This is a genomic window from Hydrogenophaga sp. PML113, from assembly GCF_001777155.1.
Lineage (GTDB): Bacteria > Pseudomonadota > Gammaproteobacteria > Burkholderiales > Burkholderiaceae_C > Hydrogenophaga > Hydrogenophaga borbori.
In genome coordinates this window covers 196,038-217,744 of the sequence record NZ_MIYM01000004.1, presented here as the reverse complement: position 1 = coordinate 217,744, position 21,707 = coordinate 196,038, and the positions used below count along the sequence as shown (strand labels likewise).

25 protein-coding genes and 1 tRNA gene are annotated in these 21,707 nt (G+C 69.5%); 13 read left to right on the top strand and 13 right to left on the bottom strand.

The genetic code is table 11. The annotated features are described in order from the left end of the window. Positions 1 to 58: 58 nt before the first annotated feature. Positions 59 to 418 carry a hypothetical protein gene (locus BHU06_RS22505; protein WP_139147029.1) on the top strand — a complete coding sequence of 120 codons (360 nt, stop codon included), beginning with the start codon at positions 59 to 61 and terminating at the stop codon, positions 416 to 418. 23 nt (positions 419 to 441) lie between these two features. Here the strand turns inward: BHU06_RS22505 and BHU06_RS09490 are convergent, their stop codons facing one another. After that, positions 442 to 1,056: a nitroreductase family protein gene (locus BHU06_RS09490; RefSeq protein ID WP_070398930.1), complete on the bottom strand. Its 615-nt coding sequence runs from the start codon at positions 1,054 to 1,056 to the stop codon at positions 442 to 444. A gap of 193 nt (positions 1,057 to 1,249) precedes the next feature. On the opposite strand from BHU06_RS09490, the gene BHU06_RS09485 reads away from it, so the two are divergent. Further along, entirely contained in the window at positions 1,250 to 1,717 is a 468-nt protein-coding gene (locus tag BHU06_RS09485) for a cyclic nucleotide-binding/CBS domain-containing protein (protein WP_070398929.1), read from the top strand. Between the two features lie 72 nt (positions 1,718 to 1,789). On the opposite strand, the gene BHU06_RS09480 is transcribed toward BHU06_RS09485, so the two are convergent. From BHU06_RS09480 to BHU06_RS09450, 6 genes are all read right to left on the bottom strand, one after another. Beyond that, positions 1,790 to 1,865, bottom strand: a tRNA-Thr gene (locus BHU06_RS09480). 52 nt (positions 1,866 to 1,917) lie between these two features. Next, a complete protein-coding gene (locus BHU06_RS09475; RefSeq protein ID WP_070398928.1) occupies positions 1,918 to 2,925 on the bottom strand; it encodes a class 1 fructose-bisphosphatase in 1,008 nt (335 codons plus the stop codon). 12 nt (positions 2,926 to 2,937) lie between these two features. Further along, entirely contained in the window at positions 2,938 to 5,610 is a 2,673-nt protein-coding gene (gene pepN, locus BHU06_RS09470) for an aminopeptidase N (protein ID WP_070398927.1), read from the bottom strand. Positions 5,611 to 5,613: 3 nt separating this feature from the next. Continuing rightward, a protein-coding gene (gene prfB, locus BHU06_RS09465) for a peptide chain release factor 2 (RefSeq protein ID WP_116958158.1) occupies positions 5,614 to 6,718 on the bottom strand; the annotation gives its coding sequence in 2 pieces (ribosomal slippage) (positions 5,614 to 6,636 and positions 6,638 to 6,718; 1,104 coding nt in all). A gap of 91 nt (positions 6,719 to 6,809) precedes the next feature. Next, the gene (locus BHU06_RS09455) at positions 6,810 to 7,316 is read right to left on the bottom strand and encodes a hypothetical protein (RefSeq protein ID WP_070398925.1); all 507 of its coding nucleotides are present in this window, start codon (positions 7,314 to 7,316) and stop codon (positions 6,810 to 6,812) included. 59 nt (positions 7,317 to 7,375) lie between these two features. Then, on the bottom strand, positions 7,376 to 8,290 hold the full coding sequence (locus BHU06_RS09450; protein ID WP_070398924.1) for an alpha/beta fold hydrolase: 915 nt from the start codon (positions 8,288 to 8,290) through the stop codon (positions 7,376 to 7,378). Positions 8,291 to 8,338: 48 nt separating this feature from the next. Here BHU06_RS09450 and BHU06_RS09445 point away from each other — a divergent pair, with 48 nt between their 5' ends. Next, complete coding sequence (locus tag BHU06_RS09445; protein ID WP_070398923.1) at positions 8,339 to 10,075, top strand: acyl-CoA synthetase; 1,737 nt, start codon at positions 8,339 to 8,341, stop codon at positions 10,073 to 10,075. 65 nt (positions 10,076 to 10,140) lie between these two features. On the opposite strand, the gene BHU06_RS09440 is transcribed toward BHU06_RS09445, so the two are convergent. Beyond that, positions 10,141 to 10,824, bottom strand: coding sequence for an OmpA family protein (locus BHU06_RS09440; RefSeq protein ID WP_070398922.1), 684 nt, complete (start codon positions 10,822 to 10,824; stop codon positions 10,141 to 10,143). Positions 10,825 to 10,957: 133 nt separating this feature from the next. Between BHU06_RS09440 and BHU06_RS09435 the strand changes: the two genes are divergently transcribed. The 4 genes from BHU06_RS09435 to BHU06_RS09420 all read left to right on the top strand — a co-directional run bounded on the left by BHU06_RS09435 (position 10,958) and on the right by BHU06_RS09420 (position 13,636). Beyond that, complete coding sequence (locus BHU06_RS09435; protein WP_070398921.1) at positions 10,958 to 12,010, top strand: aldo/keto reductase; 1,053 nt, start codon at positions 10,958 to 10,960, stop codon at positions 12,008 to 12,010. A 99-nt stretch (positions 12,011 to 12,109) separates the two neighbouring features. Continuing rightward, positions 12,110 to 12,601, top strand: coding sequence for an aminoacyl-tRNA deacylase (locus BHU06_RS09430; protein WP_070398920.1), 492 nt, complete (start codon positions 12,110 to 12,112; stop codon positions 12,599 to 12,601). A 49-nt stretch (positions 12,602 to 12,650) separates the two neighbouring features. After that, complete coding sequence (plsY, locus tag BHU06_RS09425) at positions 12,651 to 13,280, top strand: glycerol-3-phosphate 1-O-acyltransferase PlsY (RefSeq protein WP_070398919.1); 630 nt, start codon at positions 12,651 to 12,653, stop codon at positions 13,278 to 13,280. Continuing rightward, positions 13,277 to 13,636, top strand: a complete 360-nt coding sequence (locus BHU06_RS09420) for a RidA family protein (RefSeq protein ID WP_070398918.1) — start codon at positions 13,277 to 13,279, stop codon at positions 13,634 to 13,636. The genes plsY and BHU06_RS09420 overlap by 4 nt, the downstream gene beginning before the upstream one ends. Before the next feature lies 1 nt (position 13,637). Here BHU06_RS09420 and BHU06_RS09415 read toward each other — a convergent pair whose 3' ends face one another. Both BHU06_RS09415 and BHU06_RS09410 read right to left on the bottom strand, forming a co-directional pair. Continuing rightward, entirely contained in the window at positions 13,638 to 14,255 is a 618-nt protein-coding gene (locus tag BHU06_RS09415; protein WP_070398917.1) for a TIGR02281 family clan AA aspartic protease, read from the bottom strand. A 126-nt stretch (positions 14,256 to 14,381) separates the two neighbouring features. After that, complete coding sequence (locus BHU06_RS09410) at positions 14,382 to 14,867, bottom strand: YajQ family cyclic di-GMP-binding protein (protein WP_070398916.1); 486 nt, start codon at positions 14,865 to 14,867, stop codon at positions 14,382 to 14,384. 33 nt (positions 14,868 to 14,900) lie between these two features. Here BHU06_RS09410 and murB point away from each other — a divergent pair, with 33 nt between their 5' ends. The 3 genes from murB to BHU06_RS09395 are packed head-to-tail and all read left to right on the top strand — an operon-like array spanning position 14,901 to position 16,885. Beyond that, a complete protein-coding gene (murB, locus tag BHU06_RS09405) occupies positions 14,901 to 15,953 on the top strand; it encodes a UDP-N-acetylmuramate dehydrogenase (RefSeq protein WP_070398915.1) in 1,053 nt (350 codons plus the stop codon). 24 nt (positions 15,954 to 15,977) lie between these two features. Next, positions 15,978 to 16,328, top strand: coding sequence for a DUF2200 domain-containing protein (locus BHU06_RS09400; protein WP_070398914.1), 351 nt, complete (start codon positions 15,978 to 15,980; stop codon positions 16,326 to 16,328). A gap of 11 nt (positions 16,329 to 16,339) precedes the next feature. After that, complete coding sequence (locus BHU06_RS09395; RefSeq protein ID WP_070398913.1) at positions 16,340 to 16,885, top strand: DUF4256 domain-containing protein; 546 nt, start codon at positions 16,340 to 16,342, stop codon at positions 16,883 to 16,885. An 81-nt stretch (positions 16,886 to 16,966) separates the two neighbouring features. Here BHU06_RS09395 and argG read toward each other — a convergent pair whose 3' ends face one another. From argG to BHU06_RS09380, 3 genes are all read right to left on the bottom strand, one after another. Then, entirely contained in the window at positions 16,967 to 18,298 is a 1,332-nt protein-coding gene (gene argG / locus BHU06_RS09390) for an argininosuccinate synthase (protein ID WP_070398912.1), read from the bottom strand. A gap of 19 nt (positions 18,299 to 18,317) precedes the next feature. Beyond that, a complete protein-coding gene (locus tag BHU06_RS09385; RefSeq protein ID WP_070398911.1) occupies positions 18,318 to 18,635 on the bottom strand; it encodes a pyrimidine/purine nucleoside phosphorylase in 318 nt (105 codons plus the stop codon). A gap of 81 nt (positions 18,636 to 18,716) precedes the next feature. Further along, a complete protein-coding gene (locus tag BHU06_RS09380) occupies positions 18,717 to 19,064 on the bottom strand; it encodes an ArsC family reductase (protein WP_070398910.1) in 348 nt (115 codons plus the stop codon). A gap of 56 nt (positions 19,065 to 19,120) precedes the next feature. Between BHU06_RS09380 and folC the strand changes: the two genes are divergently transcribed. The 3 genes from folC to BHU06_RS09365 are packed head-to-tail and all read left to right on the top strand — an operon-like array spanning position 19,121 to position 21,688. After that, positions 19,121 to 20,467 carry a bifunctional tetrahydrofolate synthase/dihydrofolate synthase gene (folC, locus tag BHU06_RS09375; protein ID WP_070398909.1) on the top strand — a complete coding sequence of 449 codons (1,347 nt, stop codon included), beginning with the start codon at positions 19,121 to 19,123 and terminating at the stop codon, positions 20,465 to 20,467. A 29-nt stretch (positions 20,468 to 20,496) separates the two neighbouring features. Then, positions 20,497 to 21,189: an SPOR domain-containing protein gene (locus BHU06_RS09370; RefSeq protein ID WP_070398908.1), complete on the top strand. Its 693-nt coding sequence runs from the start codon at positions 20,497 to 20,499 to the stop codon at positions 21,187 to 21,189. 13 nt (positions 21,190 to 21,202) lie between these two features. Next, entirely contained in the window at positions 21,203 to 21,688 is a 486-nt protein-coding gene (locus BHU06_RS09365; protein WP_070398907.1) for a CvpA family protein, read from the top strand. Positions 21,689 to 21,707: the final 19 nt, after the last annotated feature.

The following is a 21,707-nucleotide window of genomic DNA, read 5'->3' as shown; positions in this document are numbered from 1 at the left end:
GCCGCGGCGATCGGCGCGCTCCTACGCTGGGCATCTCCCCACTTCAAGGACCATTGCCATGCGGACCTCCACCCTTCGAACGATCACCCTGTCGGCCGTGCTGGCCTGCGCCGCTGCGGCGGCCTTTGCTCAGAGCGCACCCCGGCCCGGCGAGGACAACTACCCGCCAGGCGCACCCAATGCGGCCACGCCGAACGCCCCGCCCAGCGGCGCTCGCGTGGGGCCGCGCTACACCCCGGGCTGGTCGATGATGAGCAAGGAAGAGCGCGCGCAGCACCGGGCGCAGATGCGGGCCACCAAAACGCCCGAGGAATGCCGTCACGTGATGGAGGAGCACCACCGCCTCATGGAGCGCCGCGCGGCCGACCGCGGCGCGCCCCTGCGCACGCCCCCGCGCGCCGCCTGTCCCGCGCGCTGAGCCGCGCGCTGGCGGCGTCGCGCTCAAGTGTCCGCGGGCGTCGCGCAGCGGCCCACCGATTGCGCCAGCGCGATGCGCTCGGTGGGCTGGAGGCCCAGCGCCTGGGCCAGCCGGCGCCGGTCGATCAGGGCGCGCACCACCGTGCCCAGGCCATGGGCCGCGCAGTGCAGGTACACGTTCTGCGCGATGCAGCCCGCGTCGGCGCCGGCAAGAAAAGGGCGTTCGTCCGCACGCGCGTCGTGCATGGCCGCGAAGTCGGCCACGTAGACCAGGTCCAGCGGGGCCGAGGCGGCGAAGGCCTGCAGGCCGGTGAAGCCGCGCAGGTCCTCGGCCTTGACCAGGCTCAGCCGATGGGCCTGAGGGTCGTAGCGGAAGGCCCCTTCCGGCAGCACGGCGAACACCGCGACTTCCTGCCAATCGTGGGCCGAGGGCGCGGTGCGCCCATGCTGGGGCGGGCGGTTCACGCCGAACGCGGCCCATAACAGGTCGGACACCTCCTGCAGGCTCAAGGCGTCGGGCAGGAACTCGCGCGTGCTGCGGCGCAGCCGCAGTGCGCTGGCCAGCGTGGCGCCGCCTTCCGTGCGCGCGGGCGGCAGGACGACATCGTCGGTTTCAAGATTGAGCTGGACGGTGGACATGGTCTTTGCTCCATCGGGGACAGGGATGGACGCACCATGACGCCGGGCGCGGCGCCTGTGCTTGACGCAGGTCATGTCCGCGGGCCGGAACGTCGCGCGGGGCACCGGGTGGGCAGCTTGATGGCCGTCAACATGGGCGTCTGCTGCCTGGGCCACAGTGGTCGCCATGGGTCCCCGACCCCTTGGAGCCACCATGAAGATCGCCCACCTCTGCCGGCGCGCGCCGGTCACCATTCCCGCCAATGCCTCGGTGCGTGAGGCGGCCCGCGCCATGCAGGCCGAGCGCGTGGGCGCGCTCGGCCTGACCGACCCGTTCGAGCCCGGGCGCATCGTGGGCGTCGTCACCGACCGCGACCTGGTGCTGCAGGTGCTGGCGGGCGAGCGACCCGTCGACGGCCAGGTGGTGGCCGGCGTGTGCTCGTCCAACCTGCATGGCGTGTCGGCCCAGGCCTCGGTGCACGAGGCCGTGGAAGCCATGCGCCGGCACGGCGTGCGGCGCTTGCTGGTGATCGGCGACGACGGCCAGGCGGTGGTGGGGGTGCTGTCGATGGACGACGTGTTGGGCGTGCTGGCCGACGAACTGGCGGCGCTGGCCGGCACCCTCAAGTCGGGTCTGGCGCGCGAGGGCGAGCCCGGTGGCGAGGCGCGCGCCAGCCATTGAGCCTGCGGCGCCAAGCGCGCCGGCCCAATGAAAAACCCCCGCGGGCCGGATGGACCGCGGGGGCTGGGAAGGTGGTGCCGGAGAGAGGAGTCGAACCCCCGACCTTCTCATTACGAATGAGCTGCTCTACCAACTGAGCTACACCGGCGAAGCCTGGCATTATAGCCAAGCGGGCGAGGGCCTGGTCCGTGGCCGGCGGCTCAGGCCTCGCGGTGGTATTGGGTGACGCGCTCCACCTCGTTCTTGCTGCCCAGGATCACGCTGACGCGCTCGTGCAGCTTGCCGGGCTGGATATCCAGGATGCGCTCGCGCCCGTTGGTGGCGGCGCCGCCGGCCTGTTCCACCAGCCAGCTCATGGGGTTGGCCTCGTACATCAGGCGCAGCTTGCCGGGCTTGTCGGGCTCGCGCTTGTCCCAGGGGTACATGAAGATGCCGCCGCGCGTGAGGATGCGGTGCACATCGGCCACCATGCTGGCGATCCAGCGCATGTTGAAGTCCTTGCCGCGCGGGCCTTCCTTGCCCTGCAGGCACTCGTCCACGTAGCGCTTCACCGGGGCGTCCCAGTGGCGCATGTTGCTCATGTTGATGGCGAATTCCTTGGTGTCGGCGGGAATGCGCACGTCCTCCTGCGTGAGCACGAAGGAGCCCTGCTCGCGGTCCAGCGTGAACATGGCCACGCCGTCGCCCACCGTCAGCACCAGCGTGGTCTGCGGACCGTAGACGCAGTAGCCGGCCGCCACCTGCTTGTGGCCGGGCTGCAGGAAGTCGCCCTCGTCGACGCCGCGGTCGCCTTCAGGCATCTTGAGCACGCTGAAGATGGTGCCGATGCTGACGTTGACGTCGATGTTCGAGGAGCCGTCGAGCGGATCGAAGAGCAGCAGGTACTCGCCTTGCGGGTAGCGGTTGGGCACCACGTAGATGCTGTCCATTTCCTCGCTGGCCATGGCCGCGAGGTGGCCGCCCCATTCGTTGGCCTCGATCAGGACCTCGTTGGCGATGATGTCCAGCTTCTTCTGGACCTCGCCCTGCACGTTTTCGCTGCCGGCGGTGCCCAGCACGCCGCCCAGCGCGCCCTTGTTCACCGCGTGGCTGATGCCCTTGCAGGCGCGCGCCACGATCTCGATGAGCAGGCGCAGCTGCGAGGGGATGTGGCCGTCGACGCGCTGCTTTTCGACGAGGTAACGGGTGAGGGAGATGCGTTGGCTCATGGTCGGGTGTTCTCAGTCGTCGGACAGGGCGCGGGTCACGACCTCGCGCACGTCGTTGCTCAGCTCGGTCTGCGCGGCCACGCGGGCGATGGCCTCGCGCGCGGCGCCGCGGTAGGGCTCGGCCAGCTTCTTCCAGCGGTCCAGCGCGCGCGCCAGGCGCGCGGCCACCTGCGGATTGAAGCGGTCGATCTCGATGACGCGCTCGCTCCAGAACACGTAGCCGGCCGCGTCGGCGCGGTGGAAGGCGCCCGGGTTGGCGTTGCAGTAGCTGAAGATCACGCTGCGCGCGCGGTTGGGGTTGCGCAGGTTGAAGTCGCGGTGCGCCATGAGCTGCTTCACCGCCGGCAGCACGTTGCCGCCGCGGTCGGGCGCGCCGGCCTGTAGGGCGAACCATTTGTCCAGCACCAGGGCCTCGTCGCGGAACATGGCGTGGAAGCGCGTGAGCGCCTCGCGCGCCAGCGGGTGGTCGGCCACCACCAGGGCCGACAGCGCGTTGAAGCGGTCGGTCATGTTGCCGGCGTCCTTGAATCGCTGGTAGGCCTTGCCGGGCCAGACGGCGTCGCCCGAGCGGCGCGCCTGCAGGCACAGCATGGCGAGCGCCAGCCCGGCCAGGGCGCGGCGGCCCGCGCTCAGCGGGTCGGGCCGGTAGGCGCCGTTCTCTTTGTGCGCTTCGTAGGCCCAGGCCCAGTCGGCCTGCAGGGCCTGGGCGAGCTGTTCGCGCATGGCCTCGCGCACCGCGTGCACGCGCTGCGGGTCCACCACCTCGAGCTGTTCGGCGATGTAGGTCTCGCTGGGCAGGGTGAGGGCCAGTTCCTTGAAGGCCGCGTCCAGGCGCTCGTGGCGCAGCACCGCGCGCATGGCCTCGATGAAGGCGGCGTCCAGCGGGGCGTCCACCGCGCCGGGGGCGGCGATGGCCGCCAGCGCGCGGCGCAGCGCCAGGCGCTGGCCGGCTTCCCAGCGGTTGAAGGGGTCGCTGTCGTTGGCGAGCAGGGTCAGCAGCTGCGCGTCGCTGTAGTCGCATTCCAGCACCACGGGCGCCGAGAAGCCGCGCAGCAGCGAGGGCACGGGTTCGCTGTCCACGCCCTCGAACACCAGCGATTGGCTGACCTCGGTGAGCACGAAGAGGCGCTGCTCGGGCGTCAGCGGCAGTTCGCGGCCCTCGGCGTCCAGCAGGCCCAGCGCCACCGGGATCACGAAGGGCTGCTTGAGGGCCTGGCCCGGCGTGGGCGCGCAGCGCTGCGTGAGCGACAGCGTGTAGCGGCGGGCGGCGGCGTCGTAGTGGCCCTCGGCGCGCACGCGCGGCGTGCCGGCTTGGCTGTACCAGCGCTTGAAGGGCTCCAGCAGGCGCGCCAGCGCGCTGTCGGGGTTGGCGTCGGCGATGGCCTGGGCGAAGTGGTCGCAGGTGACGGCCTGGCCGTCGTGGCGCTCGAAGTAGAGCTTCATGCCGCGCGCGAAGCCCTCGCGGCCGACCAGGGTCTGCATCATGCGCACGACCTCGGCGCCCTTTTCGTAGACCGTGACGGTGTAGAAGTTGTTGATCTCGACGTAGCTGTCGGGGCGCACCGGGTGGGCCATGGGGCCCGCATCCTCGGGGAACTGGGCGGTGCGCAGCACGCGCACGTCCTCGATGCGCTTGACCGCGCGCGCCGAGGCTTCGGCGCACAGGTCCATGCTGAACTCCTGGTCGCGAAAGACCGTGAGGCCTTCCTTGAGCGAGAGCTGGAACCAGTCACGGCAGGTGACGCGGTTGCCGGTCCAGTTGTGGAAGTACTCGTGGCCCACCACCGATTCGATGTTGGCGAAGTCGGTGTCGGTGGCGGTGGCGCTGTTGGCCAGCACGTACTTGGTGTTGAAGATGTTGAGGCCCTTGTTCTCCATCGCCCCCATGTTGAAGTCGCTGGTGGCCACGATCATGAAGCGCTCGAGGTCCAGCGGCAGGCCGAAGCGGGCCTCGTCCCAGGCCACGCTGGCCATGAGCGAGTGCATGGCGTGTTCGGTCTTGTCCATGTCGCCGGGGCGCACGTAGACCTGCAGCAGGTGCTCCTGGCCGCCGCGCGAGACGATGCGCTGCTCGCGCGCCACGAGCTGGCCCGCCACCAGGGCGAACAGGTAGCAGGGCTTGCGGTGCGGGTCGACCCACTTGGCGAAGTGGCGGCCATCGGCCAGTTCACCCGACTCGACCAGGTTGCCGTTGGATAGCAGCACCGGGTAGCGCTGCTTGTCGGCGCGCAGCGTGACGGTGTAGCTGGCCATCACGTCGGGCCGGTCGAGGAAGTAGGTGATGCGGCGGAAGCCCTCGGCCTCGCACTGCGTGAAGAAGGTGCCCTGGCTCACGTACAGGCCCATGAGCTGGCTGTTCTTCTCGGGCGCGCAGGTGGTGAAGATCTCCAGCGTGAAGGGCGCGTCGCCCTCGGGCAGGTTGTCCAGCACCAGCTGGCCGCCGTCCATCTTGAACGAGCAGCCGGCGCCGTTGACCAGCACGCGCGCGAGGTTGAGCTCCTCGCCATCCAGGCGCAGCGGCTGCGCGGGCACGGCCGGATTGCGGCGCAGCGCCATGCGGTTCAGCACGCGGGTCTTGGCCGGGTCGAGGTCGAAGGTGAGTTCGACCGTGTCGATCCAGTAGGCGGGCGGGGCGTAGTCTTCGCGGCGCACCACCGTGGTGGGGCCTTCACGCAGGGAACTCATGGGTCACACCCCTTGTTTGAGCGAGGCTTCGATGAAAGGATCGAGGTCGCCGTCCAGCACCTTCTGGGTGGCGGAGATCTCGACGTTGGTGCGCAGGTCCTTGATGCGGCTGTTGTCCAGCACGTAGCTGCGGATCTGGTGGCCCCAGCCGACGTCGGTCTTGGTGTCCTCCAGCTTCTGCTGCTCTTCCATGCGCTTGCGCATCTCGTGGTCGTACAGGCGCGAGCGCAGCCGCTGCCAGGCCAGGTCGCGGTTGCTGTGCTGGCTGCGGCTGTCCTGGCACTGCACCACGATGCCCGTGGGCATGTGCGTCAGGCGCACGGCCGAGTCGGTCTTGTTGATGTGCTGGCCGCCCGCGCCGCTGGCGCGGTAGGTGTCCACGCGCACGTCGGCGGGGTTGATGTCGATCTGGATCGAATCGTCGATCTCGGGGTAGACGAACACCGAGGCGAACGAGGTGTGGCGCCCGCCCGAGCTGTCGAAGGGGCTCTTGCGCACCAGGCGGTGCACGCCGGTTTCGGTGCGCAGCAGGCCGAAGGCGTATTCGCCCTCGATCTTGATGGTGGCGCTCTTGATGCCGGCGGTGTCGCCCGGGGTCTCGTCTTCCACCGTGGTGCTGAAGCCCTTGCGTTCGGCGTAGCGCAGGTACTGGCGCAGCAGCATGCTGGCCCAGTCGCAGGCCTCGGTGCCGCCGGCGCCGGCCTGGATGTCGAGGAAGCAGTTCAGCGGGTCCGCCGGCTTGTTGAACATGCGGCGGAATTCGAGCTTCTCCACCTCGGCCTGGATCTTGGCGGCCTCGTTGGCGATGGTCTGCAGGCCGGCGTGGTCGTCATCGGCGGCCGACATCTCATGCAGCTCGGTGTTGTCGGCGAGCTCGACGCTCAGCCGGTCGAGCACCAGCACCACGTCTTCCAGGGCCTTCTTTTCCTTGCCCAGGTCCTGGGCGCGCTTGGGGTTGTCCCAGACGGTGGGGTCTTCCAGCGCGGATTCGACTTCTTTCAGCTTCGATGCCTTGGCATCGTAGTCAAAGATACCTCCGCAACTCGACCACGCGGGTGGTCAGGTCATCGAGTTGCGTGCGGATGGCGTTGATCTGTTCGGCGTCCATGGCGGTTCCTGCGTGTGTTCGGCAAAAACCTTGATTTTCTCATGCAGGGGCGGTCCTGGCGACGGTCGCCGCCCGTGGCCCCGCAGGCGCGTCAATAGCGCCAGGTGAAACCGAACATCAGGGCCGCGGTGCCCAGGATCTGCACTTCCAGGCCCGCCTTGTCGCTGAGGCGGTAGCCGATGGCCGGGACGATGGCGGGCGAGAAGCCCCCGACGTTGGCGGGCACCTTGTTCTTGTACTGGCCCACGTAGCCGTAGATGACGCCGGCGCTCACCTGCGCGTAGACCTGGGGCCAGCCGTCGATGAGGTCGTCCCAGCGCTTGCCCGCGTACAGATAGCCCGAGGGTTGGCCGAAGGAGTTGCGGAACAGGGACAGGCCGCAGAAGCGGTCGTCGGGCAGTTGGCGGTTCAGCGCCAGGGCGAACACCGGGCGGTGTTCCGGGTCGTGGGACCAGTGGTGGGTGTACGGCGAGGCGAAGAGCTCGTAGCGTGACTGGCCCTCGGGCAAGGGGTCGTCCCAGCCGGGGCAGGCGTTGAAGGCGAAGGCGGGGGCGCAGAGCAGGGCGGCCGTGGCGGCAAAACAATGGAGCGGTCGCATCGGCCAAGTATGCCTTCCCGCCTGTTTCGAGAAGCTCGCGGGATGCAAGAAAACGTGACTCAGCCGCCGCGCAGAAAGTCCTCGATCAGCGCCGCCAGGGCCTCGGGCCGGTCGTGGTGCATCATGTGTCCCGCGTCTTCGATCAGGGCGTGGCGCAGGTTCGGCACGTGCGCGATGCGCTCGCGGAATTCGTCCAGCGTGTAGCGGCCCTTCCACCACAGGCCCAGGCTGTCGTCACTGGCCACCACGCACAGCGTGGGTGCGCCGATGCGGCGGTAAACCTCGATGGCTTCCTCGGGCCGGAACAGCACGGCGTTGGTGACCTTGTGCGCCGGGTCGCCCAGGATGGCCCAACGGCCCTCGGCATTCGGCCGTGCCCACTGGCGCGCCAGCCAGTCGGCCTTGTCCTGCGGCAGGCGCGGGTTGGTTTTCATCAGGCGGCGCGCCACGCCCTCGGCGTCGGCGTAGTCGCTCAGGTCCATGTCGCCCCGGCGCAGGGCGCGGATCTCATCCAGCCACTGGGCGTAGCGCTTGGGCGCCTGCTCGGGCGGCGAGGCCGGCATGCCGAAGCCTTCCAGGTTGACCAGGCGGCGGATGCGCTGCGGCCGCGCGCCCGCGTACAACGTGGCCACATGGCCGCCCATGCTGTGGCCCACCAGGTCCACGGGCTGGTCGCCGGCCAGGGCGTCGAGCAGGGCGTCGAGGTCGCCCAGGTAGTCGGGGAACCAGTAGCTGTCGGGGGCGGCGCCGTTCCATGTGGTGTCGCCGTAGCCGCGCCAGTCGGGGGCGATGATGTGGCGGTCCTCGCGCATCGCGTCCACCACGAACTGCCACGACGCGGCCACGTCCATCCAGCCGTGCACCAGCACCAACGGCGGGCGGGCGGCATCGGGCGTGCCCCAGTGGCGCAGGTGGTAGCGCCAGCCGCGGATGGGGAGAAACTCGCTGCGTGAGGGGCGTCGTGCTTGGTACATTCGCCCGATCATAGAGAGCCCCCGGTCGCGGGGCTTGGAGACAAAGGCATGCCCCACGCCGCCCGCCGCCCAGGCCGTGACACCGCGATCGACCACTACCCCGCGCTGCACGCGGACTTCCGTTGGCAGGTGCCGGCCGAATTCAACATGGCCGAGGTCTGCATGCGCCGTTGGGCCACGGGCGCGGCCAGCGGCCGCCGCACGGCGGTGATCGCCACCGCTCCCGGCCAGGCCGACCGCGAGCACAGCTACGCCGAGCTTTTCGCCCAGGCCAACCGCCTGTCCAATGCGCTCGACGCCCTGGGCGTGCAGCGCGGCGACCGCGTCGCCATCGTGCTGCCGCAGCGCTTCGAAACCGCCGTGGCCTACATGGCCGTGCTGCAGATGGGCGCGGTGGCCATGCCGCTGTCGCAGCTCTTCGGTCCCGAGGCGCTGGAGTTCCGCCTGCGCGACAGCGAGGCCGTGCTCGCCATCTGCGACGCCAGTACCCTGGCCGCGGTGCAGGGCGTGAGCGCCGCCTGCCCGCTGCTGAACGAACTGGTGGCCGTCGACGCGCCCGCCGGGCCCGCGCGTGGCGGCGCGCTCGACTGGGCCCAACTGCTGGCGCAGGAAGAGGAGGCCTTCGAACCCGCGCACACGCGCGCCGACGAAGCCGCCGTGCTGATCTACACCAGCGGCACCACCGGCAACCCCAAGGGCGCGCTCATTCCGCACCGCGCGCTCATCGGCAACCTCACCGGCTTCGTGTGCAGCCAGAACTGGTTCGGCTTCGACCCCTTCGACACCAGCCGCCCCAGCGAGGCCGTGTTCTGGTCCCCCGCCGACTGGGCCTGGACCGGCGGCCTGATGGACGCGCTGCTGCCCACGCTCTACTTCGGCCGGCCCATCGTGGCGCACAACGGCCGCTTCAGCCCGCAGACGGCCTTCGAACTCATCGAGCGCCACGGGGTGACGCACAGCTTCCTGTTTCCCACCGCGCTCAAGGCCATGATGAAGGCCTACCCGCGTCCCAAGCGGCAGTTCCGCTTCGTGCTGCAGGGGCTGATGAGCGCCGGCGAGGCCGTGGGCGACGCCGTGTTCAACTGGTGCCGGGACGAGCTGGGCATCACGGTGAATGAAATGTTCGGCCAGACCGAGATCAACTACATCGTGGGCAACTGCGCGCGCCTGTGGCCGGCGCGGCCGGGCAGCATGGGCAAGGGCTACCCGGGTCATCGGGTGGCGGTGATCGACGACAACGGCAAGGAATGCCCCGTGGGCGTGCCCGGCGACGTGGCCGTGCACCGGCTGGACGTGCATGGCGAGCCCGACCCGATCTTCTTTCTGGGCTACTGGAAAAACGAGGCGGCCACGCGCGGCAAGTTCACCGGCGATCCCGCCAACAGCTGGTGCCGCACGGGCGACCTGGCCGTGCGCGACACAGACGGCTACCTCTGGTACCAGGGCCGCGCCGACGACGTGTTCAAGGCCGCGGGCTACCGCATCGGGCCGAGCGAGATCGAAAACTGCCTGGTCAAGCACCCGGCGGTGGCGAACGCGGCGGTGGTGCCCAAGCCGGACCGGGAGCGGGGGGCGGTGGTGAAGGCCTACGTGGTGCTGTCGCCGGGACACATCGGCGATGCCTCGCTGGTCGCCGAACTGCAGTCGCACGTGAAAGGGCGGCTGGCGCCCTATGAGTACCCGAAGGAGATCGAGTTCATCGACGCGCTGCCCATGACCACCACGGGGAAGGTGCAGCGCCGGGTGCTGCGCCTGCGGGAAGAGGAACGCGCACGCGCCGCGTGACGCGCCGGGCGCAAAAAAAGCCCGGCGCTTGCCGGGCTTGAGAGAGCGGTGACAGCAGTGATGGGTCAGCGCTGCGCGGTGCTGGCCGGCTCGGCCACATAAATCTCCACGCGGCGGTTCATGGCGCGGCCCTGGGCCGTGCCGTTGTCGGCGATGGGCTCGCGCGAGCCGCGGCCGTCGGTGCTGATGCGCGTGGCCGCGACGCCCCGGCCCACCAGGTAGTCGCGCGTGGCATTGGCGCGGTCGAAGGACAGCGGGTTGTTGATGGCGTCGCTGCCCGAGCTGTCGGTGTGGCCGATGATGGTCACCTGCGTGGCCTGGTTCTGCTGCAGCGTGGTGGCGAACTGGCCCAGCACGCGCACCAGCGTGGGGCTCAGCGTGGAGCGGCCCGACGCGAAGCCCGCATCGGCTGGCACGTCCAGCTTCAGGCGGTTGTCGGCCGTCTGGCTCACGCCGATGCCGGTGCCCGCCGTGGCCGCTTCCATCTGCTTCTTCTGCTCCTGCATGCGCGTGGACCAGATGTAGCCGCCCAGCGCGCCCGCGCCGGCGCCCAGCACGGCGCCCTGGGCCGCGCCCTTGGAGCCACCGGTGAGGCCGCCCAGTACGAGGCCCGCCGCCGCGCCGATGCCAGCGCCTTTGGCGCTGTCGCTCTGCGTTTCGCTCATGTTCGCGCAGCCGCTGATGGCCAGGGCCGCCGCCACGGTGAGCACGGTCAGGCCGCGCGTGGTGTGGGAAACGGTGTGGGACATGGTGGAACTCCTCGTTGTTGATGGGAAAACAGGCCCGCCGGGCGCCGCTGGCGGTGGATGACTCAGCGCCTAAACTTATACCCCTCCGGGGTTACCGGCCCCGTAGGAATTCTCTGACGTTACAAATCCTTGCATGAACCCCGTCGCACTGGGCCAGAGCCCCCTTCACGTCACCCCCATCTGCCTCGGCACCATGACCTTCGGCGAGCAGGTCGATGAGCCGACCGCGCACCGCATCCTGGACCGCGCCGTCGAGCGCGGCGTGGATTTTCTCGACACCGCCGAGATGTACTCGGTGCCCGCGCGCGCCGAAACGTTCAGCGCCACCGAGACCATCATCGGCAACTGGTTCGCGCGCCACCCTGGCCAGCGCCAGAAGCTGGTGCTCGCTACCAAGGTGGCGGGACCTTCGCGCGGCATGCCCTGGATCCGCGGCGACAACGCGGGACTGAGCAAGGCCGAAATCGTGAAGGCCTGCGAGGGCAGTCTGCGTCGCCTGCAGACCGAGGTGATTGACCTCTATCAAATTCACTGGCCGGCGCGCAACCTGCCGGCCTTCGGCGCGCTCAGCTTCGACCCGAGCAAGGACAAGCCCTGCGCCTCGATCCTCGAACAGCTCGAGGCCATGGCCGAGCTGGTGAAAGCGGGCAAGGTGCGCGCCATCGGCCTGTCCAACGAAACGTCCTACGGCGTGCACGAGTTCGTGCGCCTGGCCGAGCAGCACGGCCTGCCGCGCGTGGCCACGGTGCAGAACCCCTACTGCCTGATCAACCGCAGCCACGAGAACGGGCTGGACGAGACCTGCCATCGCCTGGGCGTGTCGCTGCTGGCCTATTCGCCGCTGGGCTTTGGCCTGCTCACCGGCAAGTACGACGGCACCGGCCTGGTGGGCGGGCACGGCCGCCTGGCGATCTTCGAGAGCATGCGCAAGCAGCGCTGGGGCCGACCCGAGGCGCTGGCCACCGCCCAGCGCTACAACGCGCTGGCCCGCGAGCACGGCCTCACGCCGACGCAACTGGCGCTGGCTTTTTGCTACAACAACTGGCGCGTGGCCTCCACCATCCTCGGCGTGACCACCGTGGCCCAGCTGGACGAGTGCCTGGACGCCTGGGGCACGCCGTTCACGCCCGAGCTGCAGGCGGCGGTGGACAAGATCCGCTGGGACAGCCGCGACCCCGCGCAGTAAAAGGAACGCCCCTGCCGCGCCTCGCGCGACCCCCTCAAGGGGGCGATGCCTGCGGTCCCGGCAGAGCCGGTTCCGCGGCCTATCTGGACAAAGCCTGGTATGCCCAAGCCTCGACATGTTTCCGAGACACCCGCCACGGCCTGGCTCAAGGCGAATGGCGTCGTGTACACCGAGCATCCCTACGAGTACCTGGAGCACGGCGGGGCGCAGCACAGCGCGCAGGTGCTGGGCCTGGACCCGTTCGCGGTGGTCAAGACATTGATCATGCAGGACGAGGCCGCCAGGCCGCTGGCGGTGCTCATGCACGGCAACCGCACGGTGTCCACCAAGAACCTGGCGCGCCAGATCGGCGCGAAATCGGTGGAGCCCTGCAAGCCCGACGTGGCCAACCGCCACAGCGGCTACCTGGTGGGTGGCACCTCGCCCTTTGGACTCAAGCGCGCCATGCCGGTGTTCGTGGAATCGACGGTGCTGGAACTGCCGCGCCTGTGGATCAACGGCGGGCGGCGTGGTTTCCTGGTCGGCATCGATCCGGCCGTGCTGAGCACTCCCCTGGGCGCGAAGCCGGTGCAGTGCGCGCTGGCAGAATGACGCGCGCCCCCCATTCCAACCACAAGAACCGTTGACCGAGGAGATGCCCTTGCAAGCGCTCTATCCCGCGCTGGCCACCGTGGCCGCCTACCTGATCGGGTCCCTGTCCTTCGCGGTGATCGTCAGCCGCCTGATGGGCCTGTCCGACCCGCGCACCTACGGCAGCAAGAACCCCGGCGCCACCAACGTGCTGCGCTCGGGCAGCAAGGCGGCGGCCATCGTCACGCTGCTGCTCGATGCGGTGAAGGGCTGGCTGCCGGTGTTCGTGGTGGCGCACTGGGGCGAGCCTTTCGGCCTGGGCGCGGGCACGGTGGCGCTGGTGGGGCTGGCGGCTTTCCTCGGGCACCTGTATCCCGTGTTCTTCAAGTTCCAGGGGGGCAAGGGCGTGGCCACGGCGGCCGGCGTCATCCTGGGCTTCAACCCCTGGCTGGGCCTGGCCTCGCTGCTCACCTGGCTCATCATCGCCATCTTCTTCCGTTATTCCTCGCTGGCGTCCATCGTCACGGCGGTGTTCGCGCCGGCCTACTACCTGCTGGGCGGCGGCGTGGCCTGGGAGGCCCCGGGCGTGATGGTGCTGGGCCTGGCCGTGATGGCGGTGCTGCTGGTCTGGCGCCACGCCGAGAACATCAACCGCTTGCTGGCCGGCAAGGAAAGCCAGCTCGGAGCCAAGAAGAAATGAGCCAACAAGGGATCCAGCGCGTGGGCATGGCCGCGCGCTACAGCGAAGCCGCCGTGTTCAAGGGCATCGTGTTCCTGGCGGGCATGGTGCCCGAGCGCGGCGACACCGATATCCGCGGCCAGACCGAGGACGTGCTGCAGCAGGTGGAGCAGCGCCTGAAGGAATGCGGCAGCGACAAGTCGCGCATCCTGCGCACCGAGATCTTCCTCACCGACATCCGCGACATCGCGGCGATGAACGAGGTCTGGGACGCCTGGGTGGTGCCCGGCGCCGCGCCGCCACGCGCCACCGTGCAAGCCGCCCTGGCCAACCCGGCGTACCGCATCGAGATCGTGGTGACGGCCGCGCAGGCCTGAGTCAGTAGCGCCGCTCCAGCGTGAGCTGGTCGTTGTTGCGCTGCATCTGGAAGCGCGTGAGGAAGCTGTTGCCCAGCAGCACGAAGGGCATGGGCTGTGGCAGCACGATGGCGGCCACGGCGTGCACCTGGGCGTCGCCCACGCGCACCGAGTCGAGCGTGACGCGGTAGCCCGGCGCGGTGCCGTTGGCCGTCTGCACGCTCACGCGCTGGCCGCGCTGGTAGTCCAGGTTGATGCGCTTGGCTTCCGACTCGCCGATGACGACCTGCGTGGCGCCCGTGTCCACCATGAACTGCACCGCGCGACCGTTGATCTGGCCTTGGGGCATGAAGTGGCCGCTGCCGTCGGCCGTGAGCACCACGCGCTGGGCACCGTTCGCGCCGGCCCCGGTGGCGCCGCCCAGGCTCACGGGCGCTTCGCCCAGGCGCAGGGCCTGGCGCTGGCCGCCGATCTCGACCACGGCCGAGTCGCCCTGCACCGACACCAGGCGCACGCCCTGGTGGGCCTGGCCGGCCGCCATGAAGCGCGGCGCGGCGCCGTCGATGACCACCAGGGCCTTGCTGCCCGAGACGCCCGAGAGCGACACCGACTGCGCGACGACGAGGCCGGCCGACCCCATCAGGAAACAGATCAGCAGCGCGCGAAGGGACCGAAACCCAGACGTGCCGCGGAACCGGCTTTGCCGGGCCGCAGGCGCCGCCCCCGGAAGGGGGGGAGCGCCGAAGGCGCTGCGGGGGGGATTCAATTAGTCGCGGAAGTTGTTGAAGGACAAGGGCAGGTCCTTCATCTCGTTCTTGATGATGGCCATGGTGGCCTGCAGGTCGTCGCGCTTGGCGCCGGTCACGCGCACGGCGTCGCCCTGGATGGCGGCCTGCACCTTGAGCTTGCTGGCCTTGATGGCCTGCTGGATCTTCTTGCCGTCTTCGGTGGCGATGCCGTTGCGCACCTTGGCCACCTGCTTGACCTTGTCGCCGCCCATCTTCTCGACCTTGCCCATGTCGAGGAAGCGCACGTCCACGTTGCGCTTGGCCAGCTTGTTGCGCAGCACGTCCTCGATCTGCTGGAGCTGGAAGTCGGCGTCACCGGTGAGGGTGATCTCCTTGTCCTTCAACTCGATCGCGGCGCTCGTGCCCTTGAAATCGAAGCGCGTGCCGATCTCGCGCGCGACCTGATCGACGGCATTCTTGACTTCAACGAGATCGGCTTCTAGGACGGTGTCGAACGAGGGCATGGCGAGGCGGCGGTGGGTGAGAAAATCGCGGCCATGATAGTCGAGAAGCAGGTGCCTCTACAGGCCTACAACAGCTTTGGCATCGTGGCCAAGGCGCACCGCCTCGCGCGCATCCGCGCCGAGGCCGACCTGGCCGAGCTGCGGGCCTCGGACGACTGGCAGCAACTCACCCGCGAGACCCCCCCTTTCGTGCTCGGCGGTGGCAGCAACCTGGTGATCACGGGCGATGTGAGGCCTTTGGTGCTCAAGGTGGAGATCGCGGGCCGGCGCCTGGTGGAGGAAACGCCCAAGGGCTGGCTGGTGGAGGCTGGCGCGGGCGAGAACTGGCACGCCTTCGTGCAGTGGACGCTGGAGCGGGGCTGGCCCGGGCTGGAGAATCTGGCGCTGATCCCCGGTACCGTGGGCGCCTCGCCGGTGCAGAACATCGGCGCCTACGGCGTGGAACTGCAGGACCGTTTCCATTCGCTGGACGCCATCGACCTGCGCTCGGGCGAGGGATTCACGCTGGACGCCGCCCAGTGTGGCTTCGGCTACCGCGACTCGGTGTTCAAGCACCAGCCCACGGATGCGCGCGACTTCGGCCTGGCGGGCCGCGCGCTCATCGCGCGGGTGCGCTTCTGGCTGCCCAAGGCCTGGAAGCCGGTGCTGGGCTATGCCGATCTGGAGCGCAAGATCGCCGAAACCGGCAATACCACGCCGGATGCGCGCACGATCTTCGACTGGATCTGTGGCATCCGGCGCGCCAAGCTGCCGGACCCGGCGGTGATCGGCAACGCGGGCAGCTTCTTCAAAAACCCCACGGTGACGCTGGACCAATGCGCGGACATCATTGCGCGCGAGCCCAAGGTGGTGCACTACCCCATGCCCGATGGCACGGTGAAGTTGGCCGCGGGCTGGCTGATCGACGCCTGCGGCTGGAAAGGGCGCGGCGTGGGCAACGCGGGCGTGTACGACAAGCAGGCCCTGGTGCTGGTGAACCGCGGCGGGGCCACCGGGGGCGAGGTGGTCACGCTGGCGAAGGCGATCCAGACCAGCGTCTATGAGCGCTTCGGCATCCGGCTGGAGCCGGAGCCGGTGGTGATCTGAGTGTTTTCATCCGGAGGAATGACGATGGCTGGCCACCCCGTTTTCTCGATGAAGTTCGCCCGGCTGTACCCGCTGTACGTGCAGAAGGCCGAGCGCAAGCAGCGCACCCGTGAGGAGGTGGACCAGGTCATCGGCTGGCTGACGGGCTACGACGCGGCGGGCCTGCGCCGCCAGATCGAGCAGGGCAGCGACGTCGAGACCTTCTTTGCCCAGGCGCCCGCGTTTCACCCCAACAGCGCGCGGATCCAGGGCCTGGTGTGCGGCGTGCGTGTCGAAGCGGTGGACGACCCGCTGATGCGCAAGATCCGCCAGTTGGACAAGCTGATCGACGAGCTCGCCAAGGGCAAGGCGATGGACAAGATCCTGAGGAATTGAGCGAGGCACACATGAAACCCACCGAACGCGACCTGCTGCTGCAGACCCTGAAGACCCGGTTCGAGAAGCACCACAAGCGCCACAAGGGCATCGCCTGGGACGAGGTGCTGGCGCGGCTGGAGGCGAACCCCGGCGCTCTGTCGTCCCTGCACCGGATGGAGGCATCGGGCGGCGAGCCCGATGTGATCGGGCGCGACAAGGCCTCGGGCGTGTTCCTTTTCTGCGATTGCTCGGCCGAGACGCCCACGGGCCGCCGCAGCCTGTGCTTCGATCGCGAGGCGCTGGACGCGCGCAAGGAGAACAAGCCGCAAGGCAGCGCCATGGAGATGGCCGCCGAGATAGGCATCGAGATGCTCGATGAGGCGATGTACCGCCGGCTGCAGGAGTTGGGCGAGTTCGACCTGAAGACCTCCAGCTGGATCGCCACCCCGAAAGCCGTGCGCGCGCTCGGCGGGGCCCTGTTCTGCGACCGCCGCTACGGCCAGGTGTTCACGTACCACAACGGCGTGCAGTCCTACTATGCGTCGCGCGGCTTTCGGGGGCTGCTGCGGGCCTGATCGCGGCGCGGGCCGGACGGTGGCCCCAAAAGAAAGGCCCGCCAGCTGGCGGGCCTTTCGAGTGGAAGCGGTGGCCCCGCTTCAGTCCTTGCCGAGCTTGAGCATGTCGGTGCCGTCACCGCCGGTCAGCAGGCCGGTGCGGCTGTAGACGCCCAGCTTGCCGCGCGTGTCGGTGATGTCGAGGTTGCGCATGGTCAGCTGGCCGATGCGGTCCAACGGCGTGAAGGGCGCGTCCTCCACCTTCTCCATCGACAGCCGCTCGGGTGCGTAGGTGAGGTTGGGGCTCTCGGTGTTGAGGATGGAATAGTCGTTGCCGCGGCGCAGCTCGACCGTCACCTCGCCCGTGACCGCGCGCGCCACCCAGCGCTGGGCCGACTCGCGCAGCATGATGGCCTGCGGGTCGAACCAGCGGCCCTGGTAGAGGAGGCGGCCGAGCTTGAGTCCGTTGATGCGGTACTGCTCGATGGTGTCTTCGTTGTGGATACCGGTGACCAGGCGCTCGTAGGCGATGAACAGCAGGGCCAGGCCGGGGGCCTCGTAGATGCCGCGGCTCTTGGCCTCGATGATGCGGTTCTCGATCTGGTCGCTCATGCCCAGGCCGTGGCGCCCGCCGATCTCATTGGCCTTCATGATGAGGTCGACCGGGCTGGCGAAGCTCTGGCCATTGAGGGCCACGGGCTGGCCGTCCTCGAAACGCACCGTCACCTCTTCGGGCTTGACCACGCAGTCCTCGCGCCAGAAGGGCACGCCCATGATGGGGTTGACGATGCGGATGCCCGAGTTCAGGTGCTCCAGGTCCTTGGCCTCGTGCGTGGCGCCGAGCATGTTGCTGTCGGTGCTGTAGGCCTTCTCCACGCTCATCTTGTAGTCGAAGCCGTTGGCGATGAGGAATTCGCTCATCTCCTTGCGGCCACCGAGTTCGTCGATGAAGCGCTGGTCCAGCCAGGGCTTGTAGATCTTGAGGCTGGGGTTGGTGAGCAGGCCGTAGCGGTAGAAGCGCTCGATGTCGTTGCCCTTGAAGGTGGAGCCATCGCCCCAGATGTGGACGTCGTCTTCCTTCATGGCGGCCACCAGCATGGTGCCGGTGACGGCGCGGCCCAGTGGGGTGGTGTTGAAGTAGGTGATGCCGGCCGTGCTGATGTGGAAGGCACCGCACTGCAGCGCGGCGATGCCCTCGTGCGCCAGCTGCAGGCGGCAGTCGATCAGGCGGGCCTTCTCGGCACCATAGGCCATGGCCTTGCGCGGGATGGCCTCGTAGTCGTCCTCGTCGGGCTGGCCCAGGTTGGCCGTGTAGGCATAGGGCAGGGCGCCCTTCTTCTTCATCCACAGCAGGGCGGCGCTGGTGTCCAGGCCGCCGGAGAAGGCGATGCCGACTTTCTGTTGCGTGGGCAGGTGTTGCAGGATGGTGGCCATGTCGGTGTCCTGTGGTGGCTCAGCCGAAACGGCAGATGTAGTGGTAGGCCTCGCTCACGCGGATCTGGAAGCTGCTGTTGCCGGGCACGCTGAACTGCTCGCCCGGGCCGTTTTTCACCCAGGTGCTGCTGCCGGCCAGCAGGTATTCGCAGCCACCGGCCACGCATTCCATGACCTCGGGCGCGCCGGTGTTGAAGGTCAGCGTGGCGGGCAGGATCACGCCCACCGATTGTTTCGTGCCGTCGGCCAGGGTGAGGCTGTGGCTCACGCATTTGCCGTCGAAGTAGACGTTGGCCTGGGTGGCGACGGTGACGCCGCTGATCTGGGTGGTGGTCATGGTGCTGGAGGGCGTGATGAAGGCAAAGCCGCGATTTTAGGTCGCGGCCCCGGGAGGGCGGTCGGGGGGGCCGGCCGCGGCTCAGCGCCGGGCGGCCCAGTCAGTCGGGTCGAAGCCCACGGTGATGGCGCCGTCGCTCCACAGCACCACGGGCCGCTTGATCAGGCTGGGCTGCTCGAGCAGCAGGCGGCGCGCGCTGGCGCTGTCCACCACGGCGGCGCGCGTGGCCTCGTCGAGCCGGCGCCAGGTGGTGCCCTTGCGGTTCACCAGGGTTTCCCAGCCCGCGCTGGCCAGCCAGGCGTCCAGCCCGGCCTCGGGCACGCCCTGCTTCTTGAAATCGTGGAAATGGTGTTCGCGGCCGTTGGCGTCCAGCCAGGCGCGCGCCTTCTTCACCGTGTCGCAGTTCGGAATGCCATGCAGCGTGATCATGGGCGGGATTGTCCGTCAGCCATGTCGGGCCAGGGGGCGGGTGGGACAATCGCGAGATGCTTGAGATCCCCGTTCCCGACCACCCCGTGACGCTGGCCGACTGGCTGGCCCACGCCGAGCGCCTGCACCCGCAGGCCATAGACATGGGCCTGGAGCGCGTGACGACCGTGGCGCGGCGCATGGGCCTGCAACTGAGCTGCCCGGTGATCACCGTGGCCGGCACCAACGGCAAGGGCAGCACCTGCGCCATGCTGGAGTCCATCTACACCCAGTCGGGCTATCGCACGGGCGTCTACAGCTCGCCGCACCTGGTGCATTTCGAGGAGCGCTGCCGCATCGCGGGCGAGGTGGTGTCGGCCGACACGCTGGTGCCCGCCATGGCCGAGGTGGACGTGGCGCGGCGCGGGCAGGGCGGCGAGCCCGAGGTGAGCCTGACCTATTTCGAGTTCACCACCCTGGCCATCCTGCGCACCATCGCGCGCGAGGCGGTGGACGTGGCCATCCTGGAGGTCGGCCTGGGCGGCCGGCTCGACGCGGTCAACATCCTCGACGCCGACTGCGCGGTCATCACCAGCATCGACCTCGACCACATGGCCCTGCTCGGCCCCGACCGCGAGAGCATCGGCCGCGAGAAGGCCGGCATCATGCGCACCGGCCGCCCCGCCGTGGTGAGCGACCCGGCGCCGCCGCAGAGCCTGATCGACCACGCGCGCGAGATCGACGCCGAGCTCTGGCGCGTGGGCGTCGACTTCCACGTCGCGGGCGACCAGCAGCAGTGGGGCTGGGCCATGCACCCCTCGCGCGGCGGGCGCCGCTACAGCGGCCTGGCCTACCCGGCGCTGCGCGGCGCCAACCAGCTGCTCAACGCGGCCGGCGCGCTGGCCGCCATCGAGGCCCTGCGCGCTCGCCTGCCGGTCACGGCCCAGGCCGTGCGCACCGGCTTCGTGCTGGTCGAACTGCCGGGGCGTTTCCAGATCGTGCCCGGCCGGCCCGCGCTGGTGCTGGACGTGGCGCACAACCCGCATTCGGTGGCCGCGCTGGCCGCCAACCTCGACGCCATGGGCTTCTACCCGCGCACGCACGCCGTGTTCGGCGCCATGGCCGACAAGGACCTCGGCACCATGCTGGCGCGCATCGCGCCGCTGATCGACCGCTGGTACCTGACCGACCTGCCCCTGCCACGGGCCAGCCGGGCCGCCGACCTCAAGCCCCTGGTGGAGGGTCTGAAAGGACCCGGGGGACGCGACGCCAGCCTGCACCGCGACCCGCGCGAGGCATTGGCCGCGGCCCTGGGCGCGGCGGACCCCGCTGATAGAATCCTCGTCTTTGGCTCGTTCTACACCGTCGGTGGTGTGCTGCAGGACGGATTGCCGAAGCTCGCGGCGCCGCACCTCGCCGCCTGAACCGTGCCGACCAAGGCCCTCGCGACCCCATGATCAGCTCACGCTCCGGCTCCCAGGGCGGCGCCAACGCATCGCCACCCACCATCGAAGCGGTGCGTCGCCGGGCGCGCCACCGGCTCATCGGCGCCAGCATCCTGGTGGCCGCCGGCGTCATCGGTTTTCCGCTGCTGTTCGACAGCCAGCCGCGCCCGATCGCGGTGGATATTCCGATCGACATCCCCGGCCGCGATGCCGCGCCGCCCCTGGCCAGCACGACCCGGCCCGCCCCCGCGCCCAGCCCTTCGCCGGCCCCGGCCCCCTTGCCGACGCCCGCCCCCTCGTCAGCCCCTGCGCCCAGTCCGGCGCCCGCGCCCGTCCCCAGTCCTGCGCCGGCTCCGGCTCCGGCTCCGGCTCCGGCTCCGGCGCCCGAGCCGCCGAAACGCGATGCCGCCGACGCCGCGCGCGCCCAGGCCATCTTGCGCGGCCAGACCCCGCCCGCCACCGCCGCCGCGACCGAGCGCGTGGTGGTGCAGGTGGGCGCTTTCGCCGACGAGGCCCGCGCCCGCGAAACACGCCAGAAGCTCGAGCGCGCCGGCCTCAAGACCTACGTGAACGTGGCCCAGACGGCGGATGGCAAGCGCGTGCGCGTGCGGGTGGGCCCCTTCGACAGCCGCGCCGAGGCCGAGAAGGCCGCCGCCCGCGTCAAGTCCCTGGGCCTGCCGGCCGCCATCCTGACCCTCTGAACGGAGGGGCGCCATGCTGCTGACCGACTGGGTGCTGCTCACCTTGCTGCTGCTGTCGGTGCTGCTGGGCCTGTGGCGCGGGCTCATGTTCGAGGTGCTGTCGGTGCTGGGCTGGGTGGCCGCCTTCCTGTGCGCCCAGGCCTTCGCCGACGATGTCGTGCCGTGGCTGCCGATCGACAAGGTCGCGCCGCCGCTGCAACTGGCCATCGGCTTTGCGCTGGTCTTCATCGCCGTCGCTTTTCTCGGCGGCGTGCTGGCCTGGCTGGTGCAGAAATTGATCAACACCGTGGGCCTGCGCCCGGTCGACCGCGTCCTGGGCGGCGCCTTCGGCCTGTTGCGAGGCCTGGTCATCCTGCTCGCCGTGGCGCTGGTCATTGCCATGACGCAGATGCAATCGGCCGCCTGGTGGCAGGACTCGCCCACCGCCAACGCACTGAGCGGCGCGTTGCGCCAGGCCAAGCCCCTGCTGCCCGACCCGTTCGCGCGCTACATCCCCTGAACTTCTGAACCCAAGGACA